The organism is Promicromonospora sp. NPDC023805 (assembly GCF_040639635.1).
Classification (GTDB): domain Bacteria; phylum Actinomycetota; class Actinomycetes; order Actinomycetales; family Cellulomonadaceae; genus Promicromonospora.
This window is the reverse complement of record NZ_JBFAAH010000010.1, coordinates 13,260-24,817: the sequence shown is the minus strand read 5'-3', so window position 1 is coordinate 24,817 and position 11,558 is coordinate 13,260. Positions and strand designations below refer to the sequence as shown.

Sequence of the window (11,558 nt, the reverse complement as noted above, 5' to 3'; positions counted from 1 at the left end):
CCTGACCTGCCGAGTCAACACCACGGTCGTGGTATCGACCCGTAATCGGCAGATCGTTTCAAGGTCACTCAATATTCAAGCCATCTCCACAACTTTGAAGTCTCCTTGACCTAGCGGTCACCTGGAACGCTGATTAGCGTTCAACCTGCCGGGTCCGCCCGCGTAGTTGAGGATTACCTGCGGTGACACTCGCGTGACACCCGCAGGAGGCCCTCGACCAGCATGGGCAGGGAGCACGGTGGAGACAGGCGCACGGATGGGAACCTCGATGGGTCCCGCACCGGGGGAACCCGAGGCGGACTCCGCCGACGGGCTCGGAGGAGACGGCACGGTGAGCAGTAGCACGAAGGTCGCCAACCAGGACCAGCACGCCCGGTCGGCGGCAAGACCCCAGCGACCCGCACCCCCCGGGCCGCTCAAACCGACGCGCGCCCGGCGCCGGCCGGCACTCATCGCGCTCGGGCTCGCGCTCGTGGCACTGAGCGTGCTGGGGTCGGTGTACCTGGCTACCTCGCTCGGGCAGACCTACCAGGTCCTGGCGGTCACGAATGACGTCGCGCGCGGCGCCCCGATCATGCCCGCGGACCTCGGGGTCGCCGAGCTGCCCGTGGGGTCGGGGTCGACCCTGCTCAAGCCGGTCCGCGCCGACCAGCTCGACGAGATGACGACTGGCAAGGTAGCCACGGCCGACCTCAAGGCCGGCCAGCTCCTGACGGCCGACAGCGTCGCGACCGAGCTCCGGCCACCGGCCGGGCAGTCCATCGTGGGCATCGCGCTCGCCCCCAACCAGATGCCTACCCAGGACCTCAAGGCCGGCGACAGCGTGCGCGTGGTCGAGACGCCCGCGACCGGTGGCGAGCCGCCCGTCCGAGCGCCGTTCGCGATCGCCGCCACCGTGGTCGCCACAGGTGAGACCGACATCGGCGACCAGACAGTCGTCGACGTGCAGGTCACCTCGTCGAACGCGGCAGCGCTCGCGGCCCGCGCCGCGACCGGTCGCGTGGCCATCGTGATCGACGCCGTCGGGGCCGGGTGATTGGTGTGGCCCTCATCGCCCTCGCCAGTGCGAAGGGTTCGCCGGGAACCACCACGGCAGCCCTCGTGCTGGCGCTCCAGTGGCCTCGGCCGGTGCTCCTCGTGGAGGCCGACCTGGCAGGATCCTCGATCCTCGCCGGGTACTTCCGCGGCCAGCTGCCGCACGACCGCGGCCTGCAGCCGCTCGCGATCGCGCACTCCCACGGTGACCTCGAAGCCTCCTTCTGGGGGCAGACGATTCCTCTCGTTCGAAACGATCCGGACAAGAAGCTGCTGCCCGGCATCGTCAGTCCGCACACCGCACCCGCCGTCGCGAACCTCTGGGGGCCGCTCGCCAACCAGCTGGTCGCGCTGGAACGTGGTGGCATCGACGTCCTGGTCGACCTGGGACGGCTCGGCACCGGTGGCATCGTGCGAGAGGACCGCGAACCGCTCGTCCGGCTCGCGGACCAGGTCCTGATCACCACGGGTTCCCGCCTGCCCGACATCGCGGTGACGCGCGAGCTGGTCAAGTCCCGTACCTCGGTGGTGGACGCCGCCGCGCGCGAGCTCACCAACCTCACCGCCCTGACCGTCGGGCCCGGACGACCGTACGACGCGAACGAGATAGCGCGCACGCTCGGTCTCGGAACCGTTGGCTCGATCGCGTGGGACCCGGTGAACGCCGAGGTGCTGTCCGTGGGGTCGCCCGCAGGGCGCCGGTACCCGACCTCACCGCTCGTCCGGTCGGCAGGGCCGGTGATCTCGCGCCTCCAGGAGCGCATCGACAAGCGGCGTGCCCGGTTCGCCACCGGTCCGCGCGACGGCGGCAGCGGGTCCGGCCCGCGCCGCCCACCCGCATACGCCGACGGTGGGAGGCACGTATGACCCCGCCGGAGTTCCCCGACCTCTCCTCGCTGCCGATCTTCCACGAGGAGAACCGTGAGGCGGACCGCGAGGCCTCCGGGCTGCCCCGGCGCACCCGCGCCGGCGATAGCGGTCCAGGGCAGGCCCAGCGCCAGGCTCCGCCGCTGTACCGGAACCCGCCAGTGGAAACGGCGGGCGGCGCCCGCGCCACCGGTTCCGGAGCTTCCACGACGAACGGCGGCGCTCCGCACTCGTCCGGCGGCACCTCTCCCTGGGTCGGGGCGGTCGCCCGCGCCGGCCGGGAGTACCACGGCCAGCCCGGCAACCCGCGGCTGCGTGACTCCGAGTTCTGGCGCCAGGTCAACAGCCTGCGCGGCGAGGTCTCCGCACGGCTGACGACGGCGCTCGCGACACGTGAGCTGGACGAGGAGCAGCGCGAGGCCCTCGGCCAGGAGCTGATCCAGCAGGTGGTGCGGGACCACAACGACGCCCTGCTCTCCGGCGGCCAGCGCAACTGGACCCCGGAATACCAGGTAGAGGTCACGCGTGCGCTGTTCGACGCCCTGTTCCGGCTCGGCCGGCTGCAGCCGCTGATCGACACGCCGGACGTGGAGAACATCGAGATCACGGGTACCGCGCCCGTCCTCATGCTGATGGGCGACGGCCGCCGTGCCTACGCGGAGCCCATCGCGGACTCCGACGCCGAGCTCATCGACTTCCTGCAGTTCCTCGCGGCGCGCGACCCAGCGAACGAGCGGTCGTTCACGCGCGCCAACCCGTTCCTCAACCTGGACCTGCCCGGTCGCGTGCGGCTCGCCGCCGTCGGCTGGGTGGTGCCGTGGCCGCGGGTCACCATCCGGCTGCAGCGACTGCAGTCGGTAGACCTGGAGCTGCTGCGCCGGAACAACACCATCGACTCGGTGCTCGCCGAGTTCCTGACGGCGGCGGTCCGGGCGCGCAAGTCGATAGTCGTCTCCGGGCAGGGCCAGGGGTCGGGCAAGACGACCATGCTCCGAGCGCTCTGCGCCGGCCTGGACTCCTGGGAGTCCATCGCCACCATCGAGACCGACTACGAGCTCTACCTGCACCTCGAGCCCGAGAAGCACAAGCGCGTCGTGGCCCTGCGTACGCGCGAGGGCTCCGGCGAGATGAATACCTCGGGCCGCCGCGTGGGCGAGATCAACACGAACGTCAATGTGTACGAGTCACTGCGGCACAACATCTCGCGCATCATCGTGGGCGAGGTGCGCGGGCCCGAGATCGTGTCCATGTTCCAGGCGATGCAGATGGGCAACGGCTCGCTGTCGACGGTGCACGCCGACGGTGCGCGTGACGTCGTCGAACGCCTGGTCGGCATGGCCGTGCAGGACTCCACGCTCTCCGAGACGTATGCGTACCGGCAGGTGGCGCAGTCGGTCGACCTCATCGTCTTCCTCCGGGTCGACGTCGGGGCCGACGGCCTCCGCCGTCGGTACGTCTCCGAGGTGATCGAGGTGACGCGCGGCGAGGCAGGCAACCCGGTGGCGATCACCGACGTGTTCGAGCCGGGCCCGAACGGCCGCGCCGTGCCGAAGACGACCCCGTCGTTCCTCGCCGACCTGGAGGCGGAAGGTTTCGACGCGGGCCTGCTGAACTACCGGGACGGGCTCTGGGGGAACCCATGACCACGCTCATCGCGGTGCTGGTCGGCCTGGCCCTGGGCCTCGGGCTGTGGTTCGTCGCCGTCGGCGCGCAGAAGTACGAGGCGACGCCGAAGCCCGTCCGGACCACGCCGCCCTTCTACGGGCTGCTCCGGCTGTTCGGCCTGACCAAGGGCGGGCCGCTCTACGCGCAGCGCAGGCTGCTCGGCATCGGCGCGGTGGTGGGCCTCGTGATCGGGATAGTGACCGGATGGTGGTCCCTCATCCTCATCGTGCCGGTGCTGATCGTCGGCCTGCCCTCGCTGTTCCGCACCACCACGCAGTCCAACGAGGTGGAGAAGCTGACCGACCTGACCGCCTGGGTGCGGTCGCTGATCGGCGTGCTGTCCGGCGGAGCCGTCGGGTTGGAGCAGGGAATCGCGGCAACCCTGCACAGCGCGGCGCCGTCCGTGCGGCCTTCGGTCGCCCGGCTCGTGGCGCGCCTGGAGGCACGCCAGCCCATCAAGCCCGCCCTCTACCGGTGGGCGGACGAGATGGACGACTACTCGGCGGACATGATCGCCTCGGCGATGATCCTCGAGTCGGACAACCGCACGGGTGCCGTCGCGCCGGCACTCCGGCAGCTCGCCGAGTCGCTCTCGGCGCAGGCCAAGGCGCGGCGCGAGATCGAGACGGAGCGCTCGACCGGCCGCGCGACGGTGCGCTGGGTGACCATCGTGACCCTCGTGGTGCTCGGCTTCACGGCGATGACCGGGTACCTCAGCGGGTACGACTCCGCGCTGGGCCAGCTCGTGGCGGTCATCCTGTTCTGCGCCTACGTGGCCTGCCTGCTGTGGATGCGCAAGATCAGCCTCGGGCAGCCGATCCCGCGGTTCCTTCCGGACGAGCGGGGGGCCTGACATGTGGCCATGGGCATTGGGGAGTGGCGTGGTTGCCGGGCTCGGCCTGTTCCTCGTCGTGCGCGAGCTGTTGCCGTCGACGCCGCGGCTCCAGTCCGCGCTGGACCGTCTGAGCGGTGACGACAAGGTAGAGCCCATCACGGTGTCCGACGGCGGCGAGCAGACCGCCACCCAGCGGTACACCCAGACGTTCGGCGCGTGGGCACAGCGCAGGCTGCCCGTCGCGGTGCTCGGCCGGTGGGGTCCGACCCGATCGGACCTCGACCTGATCGGCAAGACGGCTACGGACCACTACGGCGAGAAGGCGCTCGGCACGGTCGTCGTCCTGGTCGGGGTGCCGTTCCTCGGACTGTGCGTGAGCATGCTGAACCTGGGCATTCCGGTGTCGGTGCCGCTCGGGGTGACGCTCGTGTTCGCGCTCGGTGCCTGGTTCCTGCCCGACCTCGATGCTCGGAGCAAGGCGAAGCGCGCCCGGCAGGAGTTCTCCCGTGCGGTGTCGACCTATCTCGAGCTGCTCGCGATCGAGCGCATCTCGGGCGCGGGCGCGACACAGGCCACGTTCGCCGCGGCGCAGGTGGCCGGTTCCTGGCCGTTCCGGCGGATCGCCGCTGCTCTCGAGCGGAGCCGCTGGGAGGGGCAGGCGCCGTGGGTGGCGCTGCGCGAGCTCGGCGAGGAGGTCGAGGTGGATGCGCTCGGCGAGGTCGCCTCCATCGTGGAGCTCGCCGGCACGCAGGGTTCGGCGATCCACGACCAGCTGCAGTCCAAGGCGGCGGCGATGCGCGACGCCCAGCTCGACGTCGAGCAACAGCTCGCCCACGATGCGACCGTCCGCATGACCGTGCCGGGAACCATGACAGTCTTCGTGTACTTTTTGATGCTTATTTTCCCCATCGGGGTCACAATGTTTCAGACTGCGCCCTGATGCGGCCCGCTTCGGGAGGTACCCGGATGTCACACGAGCCGTGTCTTACCCATTTGTTGAAGTCGACAGCACCCCCAGGAGTCAACATGAACCAGCACCTGAGCCAGGGCCGTGCGGTGGCGTCGCGCGCCGCCGTACGTGCTTCGCTGCGCGCGGCCGCGGCGCGTGGTCGCGTCGACGCCCTGAACAACCGCTTCGTCGAGCGCTCGGCGGAGCTCCGCCGTCGGCTGGCCGCGGGGCGAGACGGTGAGCCCGACGAGGCTGGCCTGGAGTCGATCGAGGTGGTGGTGCTGTCCGTGATCGGCCTGGGCATCGCCGTCGCACTCGGCGCCGCGATCCAGGGTCTGGTCAGGCGCTTCATGGCGCAGCTCGAGGGCGGCGGGTAGAGCATGGACGAACGCGGTGCCGTCTCGATCCAGACCGTCCTGACGTACCCGATGGTCCTGATGCTCATCTTCGCGATGGTGCAGGGCATGCTTTACTTCCACGCGCAGAACACCGCCCAGTCGGTGGCCAACGGGGCCGTCCAGGCCGCGCGCGTCGAGGGCGGCAGCGTCGAGTCGGGTTACGCGGAGGCTGCCGCGCGCCTCGTTCGTGGTGGCGATGCGTTCGCGTCGGTCAACGTGTCGGTGACACGTGGGGAAGAGATGGCTACCGCGACCGTGGCGGGGTTGGCTCCGTCACTGGTGCCGGGATTCCGTGGCCTACGGATCGAGCAGTCGGCCACCGGGCCGGTGGAGCGGTTCACCTCCGGAGCGGTGGGGCCATGAGTCCCGGGCACTCCGAGCGTGGCAACGTCGCGATCAACACCGCCGTCGTCGTCCCGATGCTGCTGCTCATCGGGCTGCTGCTCGTGATGGCGGGGCGGCTGGTGCTGGCCGAGGGCGTGGTCCAGTCCGCGGCGAACGAGGCCGCACGGGCGGCGTCGATCAGTCGGACGGCGGCCGTGGCCGGCGCCCAGGCGACGTCGACCGCGACGTCGACCCTGGCGAACTCCGGGGTGAGCTGTGCGTCGACGTCGGTCATGCCGGCGACCGACGCGTTCGACCTGCCGCTCGGGACCGTCGGGACCATCACCGTGCGCGTGGAGTGCGTGGTGCCGCTGAGCGATCTCGGGCTGCCGGGAGCGCCCGGATCACGCACCATCAGTGCTACCGGGACATCGGTGCTGGACGCCTACCGGGGGCGGTCATGACCAGGGGGGTCGGGCGGATGTGGGTACGTCGCTTGCGGACCGAGCGGGGCGAGGTCAACATCCTCGCGGCCGGCATGGTGCCCGCGCTCATCATCGCGATAGGCCTGGTGGTGGACGGCGGCGGTCGGCTGCAGGCCCTGGACGAGGCCGAGTACGCCGCCGACCAGGCGGCACGAGCCGCGGCGCAGCAGATCCGGATCGACCGCGCCCAGATGGGGCTGCCCCCTGAGGTCGATCCCGCGCGCGCGACACAGGCCGCCGCCGACACTCTTGCCGCGCTGGGCGTGCAGGGCGGCGTGACCGCCGTCAACGGTGCGACCGTCACCGTCGGTACCCAGCTCACCTACGAGACCACGTTCCTCACGTTGATCGGAATCAGCTCGCTCAGTGTTACGGCCGATGCCGAGGCGCGAGCAGTCCGCGGGATAGGACAGGAGGAACCCTGATGAGCACCTCGACAGTCCAGGGTCGTGCGGCGACGGGCGAGCCCGGCGGACCGCAGTCAGGTACGGGCGCACGTGTGGTCAGAGGACTGGGCGCGGCGCTGCTGCTGATCGCGCTCGTCGTCGGGATCCCGGTCGGCCTGTGGATACTCGGCGGGCCGGTGTGGACCGGACCGGTCAGCATCAACCGGATCATCTCTATGCTGTCCAGCCCCGACGTGACCGGCTCCGTGCTGATCGGGCTCGTCAAGATCGTGGGCTGGATCGCGTGGCTCACGTTCGCCCTCGCGGTGGTCGTCGAGGTGATCGCCGCGCTGCGTGGACGGCGTTCGCCGCACGTGCGCGGGCTCGGGACGCAGCAGCGTGCCGCGGCGGCTCTGGTCGGCGCGGTGATCACGATGCTCGTCGCGGCTCCGGCGGTCGCGCCGGCCATGGCTGCGACGACGCCGCTCGAGACGGGAGCGACCGGGACTGCCGTGTCCGCGCCGGTCTCGCCCGGTGCCGTGGCCGGGGTTGCTGCCGGCGCTGCCGAGAACGTTCAGGAGCGGGTCCGGGCAGACGAGGCGCCGTCGGCCACCTATACGGTGCAGCCCGGTGACTCACTGTGGCGGATCGCCGAGCTCACGCTCGGCGACGGCGCCCTGTTCAAGCAGATCGCCGACCTCAACTACGGCGTCCGCCAGGCCGACGGCAACGCGCTCGACGCCGGGCACTGGATCGAGCCGGGGTGGGTGCTGAAACTGCCGGCAACTGTTGATGTAGGGGTCGCCGCGACCTCGGTCGGCCAGCCCGGCGACGGCGCTGACGCCGGTGGCGGCGAGCCGGTCGGCATCGCGCCGTCGAAGAGCACTGCCGGCGATACCGCCGAACCGGTCGGGTCGAGCGATCCGGAAGGCACTGTCGATGTGCACAACCGTGGCGCCGAGGCCGTAGAGGTCGTCGTCGAGCCGGGCGACACGCTCTGGGGCATCGCCGAGGAGGAGCTCGGCGACGGGACCAAGTACCCGGAGGTCTACGAGGCCTCCCGGGACACCGAGCAGCCAGGCGGGGCCCGGCTCACGGACCCCGACCTCATCTACCCCGGCTGGACCGTCACGGTCCCGGGTGCGGGGGAGTCCACGGGGGACACCGGTACCGGGGGTGAGCGGGCCGACGACGCCGCGCAGCCCTCGCCCGGTGCCGGCGAGCAGGAGGACGAGCCGGCCGACAAGGCTGAGGAGCCGGCCGAGCAGGGCGCCGACGCCGGGGCGGACGAGCCGAGCGAGTCCGCCGGGCCCGCGGAGTCGGCGCCGGAGGATGCCGGCGCTGATGACCCGAGCAGCGATGAACCGGGCGTGGAGTCCGCGGCCGGGGCGGCCGGGCGGGCGCAGAAGTCGGCCCCGCCCGCGCCGGTGCAGCCCGAGCAGGCCGTACCGAGCACCGAGGTGACGCCTGAGGGCGCGGTGGAGGTCGAGCCGGAGGATATCCAGGAGCCGGGTGGCGCAGGGAACGACGTCGTGGAGCCGGGCGGGGAGCAGCCTGCCGACGAGCAGCCTGCCGGCGAGGCCCCTGCCGCCACGGAGCCGAACCGCGTCGGCCAGAACGCGGGACCCAAGGCGCCCAGTGCGAACCAGGACGGTGCAGACCAGAGCGGTTCCGAACGTACGGGCACGCCCGACCCCGCGGACGCAGGAACCGGCGCCGCCGGTCTCGGCGGGCCCGGGACCAGGGAACCCGCTCCGGAGGAGACCGCGGAGGGGAACCTCGTCCCGCAGGCTCCGCCCGCCGGCGAGGAGAAGATCGAGCCCCAGTTCGACGAGGTAACACCCGAGGACCTCCGGAACGACGACGTCCTCGAGCCCGACGAGTCGGCGCCGCAGAACCGCACGCCGTGGGACCCGACGCTCGGCGAAGGCCTGATCGCGGACGAGCTCTTGCCGCAGGAGGAGCCCTCCGCGGACGAGACGGCTTCCGGCAGCGGCACCACGGGCAGCGATCCGACGTCGGACGACGAGCGGACAGCCGAGACCGGCGCCGAAGGCCCGGTCGAAGAAGCCGCCCCCGTACCGGACTCCGACGTGAGCGAGACCTCGGTCGGCGATGCCGTCACCGAGGAGGTTCTGCCCGACGAGCTCACCAGTGACGAACCCGTCGCCGGGGACTACGCACCCGAGGTCGCCGTGGAGACGTCGCCGCCGGTGTCAGCTTCGGAGACCGTCGACGTGGCCGGTGCCACCACCGCGCGGCCCACGGCGTCAACGGGAGCAGCAGCCATCGTCACCGCCGGCGGCACGGCGCCGCTCGACTCGGCGTCCGACGTCATGTCCGACGTTGTCGAAGACATCGACGAATCCGTAGACATCCGCACGGTGGCCGGCGTCGGCGGGCTGCTCGCAGCCGGGCTCATCGCGCTCGTCGCCGTGAAGCGCCGCCGCGTGCACAAGGGCCGTACGCCCGGGGAGACAGTCGTCGTACCCAGGCCGGACACTCCGGCAGGCGCACTCGAACGCGACCTCCGCACCGTCGAGGACCCGTTCGGGCGCAGCCAGGTCGACGGCGCGCTGCGCAGCCTCGCGCGCTGGCACCGCGAACGCGGCCTCCCACTGCCAGGCGTACGCGTCGCACGGCTGAAGAGCGGCGAGTTCGTCGAGCTCCACCTCGATCGCGCCGCCGACCTGCCCGAACCCTGGGCCGGCACCACCGACCGGTTCGTCTGGCAGCTCGCGGCAGGCGACGCCGATGCAGCCGCACAGGTCGATGCGCAGGCCTCTACCACCGGTGGGGACGCCGGCGAGGCGCCCTACCCGGCACTCGTCACCGTCGGCCACGACGACGAGGACACGCACCTCATGCTCGACCTCGAACACCTCGCATGCCTCGACATCCGCGGCACCGACGCCGCCGCACAGGCGACGCTCGCTGCGCTCGCGGTCGAGCTGGCGACGAGCCTGTGGGCCGACGACCTGCAGGTCACAGTGGTCGGCACCCTTGGCGAGCTGCCGGGCGTCGTCGACACGGGCCGGGTGCGGCACGTGCCCAGCCTCGCGGGCATCATCCGCGAGCTGGAGGCCCGCGCGGCCGACGTCGACCGGACGCTCGCCCAGGTGGGCGCAGGGTCAGTCGCCGAAGCGCGTGGTCGTGGGCTGGCGACGGATGCCTGGACGCCCGAGATCCTGCTGGTGGGGGAGCGGCTCGGCCTGGTCGAGCGCGCCAAGCTCGAGAGCCTGGTCGAACGAGTGCCTGGTGTGGGCATCGCGGCCGTGACGTCCAGCGCCGAGGTCGGCGACTGGGCACTCGACCTCACGGGCGAGCTCACCAACGGCGACACCACCCGCGGCATCCTCATGCCTGTCTACATCGCGGTGCGTCCACAGCAGCTCGACGCCGCCACCTACGCACAAGCCCTGGCCTTGTTGGCCGACCCCGAGACCGCACCTGGCCCCAGCTGGAGCCGTTCGATCGACCGCACCGAACCGACGTTGGAGGAGATCCCGATGGACGTAGTCCGCGCCGGTGCCGCGGATTCCGACGTCGCGGTCGGTGAGGTGGCCGGGCATGCGCCGGCGCCCGCATTCGGGACGGGTGACGGAGGGGGCGGGTCAGCGTCCGGACAGCCCGAGAGGTTCTCGCCGTGGGCGACGGCCGCCGTGAGCGTCGCGACGCCGCCGTTGGGTACGCCGGTCGTCTCGGATCCGCGGTCGCGGGTCGAGCTTGCGTCGCGGGTCGAGTCCGATTCGTTGGCCGGGCCCGGTTCGTTGGTCGAGCCTGGTTCGTTGGTCGAGCCTGTCGAGACCCAGGTCCTCCAAGCGCCGGTCGTGCGAGTGCTCGGCAGCGTCGAGCTCGCCGGGACGACGGGCGTCGAGCTGCCGACCACTCACCAGCGGCAGGCGACGGAGCTGATCGCGTTCCTGGCGTTCAACCCGGGTTCGCGCGGGTCGGACATCTCAAAGGCGCTGTGGCCCTCGCGTGAGCCCAACCTCGCGACCCGGCGCTCAGCGGTCTCGCGGGCGCGGCGCTGGCTCGGCACGGACCCCGATGGCTTCGAGTACCTGCCGCGCTACTGGTCCGCCGACGACGGCGGCCAGGCCGACCTCGAGTCCGCCGGCTACCGCCTGCGTGGGGTCAGGACCGACTGGCACTCCTTCTGCGACCTGGTCGGTCCAGACCTCACGCAGACCCCGACGCCGGACCTCCTGGCTGCCCTCGACCTGGTGCGCGGCCGGCCGTTCGAGGGTGTGGCGCTGCGCAAGTACGTGTGGGCGGAGCAGCTGATGCACACGATCTCGTCGGGCGTCGTGGACGTGTCGCACGAGGTCGCGCGCCGCGCGCTGCTCGCCGGCGACGTGGCGATGGCACGGCACGCGTCGCAGGTGGGGCGGCTCGCCGACCCTGTGGACGAGCGGTCGTGGCGCAACGGGATCCGCGCGGAGATCGCCTCCGGACGACGGGACGCGGTGGGCCGGCTCGTCGACCGTCTGCGCGACCACCTGGAGCAGCTCGCCATGGAGCCGGAGCCGGACACCGAGGAACTGCTGGCACAGGTGGACGAGCAGGACCGCCGCCGGGAGGCGGACGCAGGCCGAAGCGCCCGGGGCTAGC

At 71.6% G+C, this 11,558-nt stretch carries 10 protein-coding genes; all 10 read left to right on the top strand.

What is annotated here, in order from left to right; genetic code table 11:
• The first annotated feature begins 331 nt into the window (after nucleotides 1–331).
• Complete coding sequence (locus AB0F70_RS11960; RefSeq protein ID WP_357448096.1) at nucleotides 332–1,036, top strand: SAF domain-containing protein; 705 nt, start codon at nucleotides 332–334, stop codon at nucleotides 1,034–1,036.
• Nucleotides 1,037–1,041: 5 nt separating this feature from the next.
• On the top strand, nucleotides 1,042–1,902 hold the full coding sequence (locus AB0F70_RS11955) for a hypothetical protein (protein ID WP_357448094.1): 861 nt from the start codon (nucleotides 1,042–1,044) through the stop codon (nucleotides 1,900–1,902).
• Nucleotides 1,899–3,545 (top strand): CpaF/VirB11 family protein, encoded by a 1,647-nt coding sequence (locus tag AB0F70_RS11950; RefSeq protein ID WP_357448092.1) that lies wholly within the window; start codon nucleotides 1,899–1,901, stop codon nucleotides 3,543–3,545. The genes AB0F70_RS11955 and AB0F70_RS11950 overlap by 4 nt, the downstream gene beginning before the upstream one ends.
• Nucleotides 3,542–4,420: a type II secretion system F family protein gene (locus tag AB0F70_RS11945; RefSeq protein WP_357448090.1), complete on the top strand. Its 879-nt coding sequence runs from the start codon at nucleotides 3,542–3,544 to the stop codon at nucleotides 4,418–4,420. Before AB0F70_RS11950 ends, AB0F70_RS11945 begins: the two co-directional genes overlap by 4 nt.
• 28 nt (nucleotides 4,421–4,448) lie before the next feature.
• The gene (locus AB0F70_RS11940; protein WP_357448088.1) at nucleotides 4,449–5,342 is read left to right on the top strand and encodes a hypothetical protein; all 894 of its coding nucleotides are present in this window, start codon (nucleotides 4,449–4,451) and stop codon (nucleotides 5,340–5,342) included.
• Nucleotides 5,343–5,428: 86 nt separating this feature from the next.
• A complete protein-coding gene (locus AB0F70_RS11935) occupies nucleotides 5,429–5,728 on the top strand; it encodes a hypothetical protein (RefSeq protein ID WP_357448085.1) in 300 nt (99 codons plus the stop codon).
• A gap of 3 nt (nucleotides 5,729–5,731) precedes the next feature.
• Nucleotides 5,732–6,112, top strand: coding sequence for a TadE family protein (locus tag AB0F70_RS11930; RefSeq protein ID WP_357448083.1), 381 nt, complete (start codon nucleotides 5,732–5,734; stop codon nucleotides 6,110–6,112).
• Nucleotides 6,109–6,537, top strand: a complete 429-nt coding sequence (locus AB0F70_RS11925) for a TadE/TadG family type IV pilus assembly protein (protein ID WP_357448081.1) — start codon at nucleotides 6,109–6,111, stop codon at nucleotides 6,535–6,537. Before AB0F70_RS11930 ends, AB0F70_RS11925 begins: the two co-directional genes overlap by 4 nt.
• A complete protein-coding gene (locus AB0F70_RS11920) occupies nucleotides 6,534–6,983 on the top strand; it encodes a pilus assembly protein TadG-related protein (RefSeq protein ID WP_357448079.1) in 450 nt (149 codons plus the stop codon). The genes AB0F70_RS11925 and AB0F70_RS11920 overlap by 4 nt, the downstream gene beginning before the upstream one ends.
• Nucleotides 6,983–11,557, top strand: coding sequence for a LysM peptidoglycan-binding domain-containing protein (locus AB0F70_RS11915; protein WP_357448077.1), 4,575 nt, complete (start codon nucleotides 6,983–6,985; stop codon nucleotides 11,555–11,557). Before AB0F70_RS11920 ends, AB0F70_RS11915 begins: the two co-directional genes overlap by 1 nt.
• The last annotated feature ends 1 nt before the right edge of the window (nucleotide 11,558 follow it).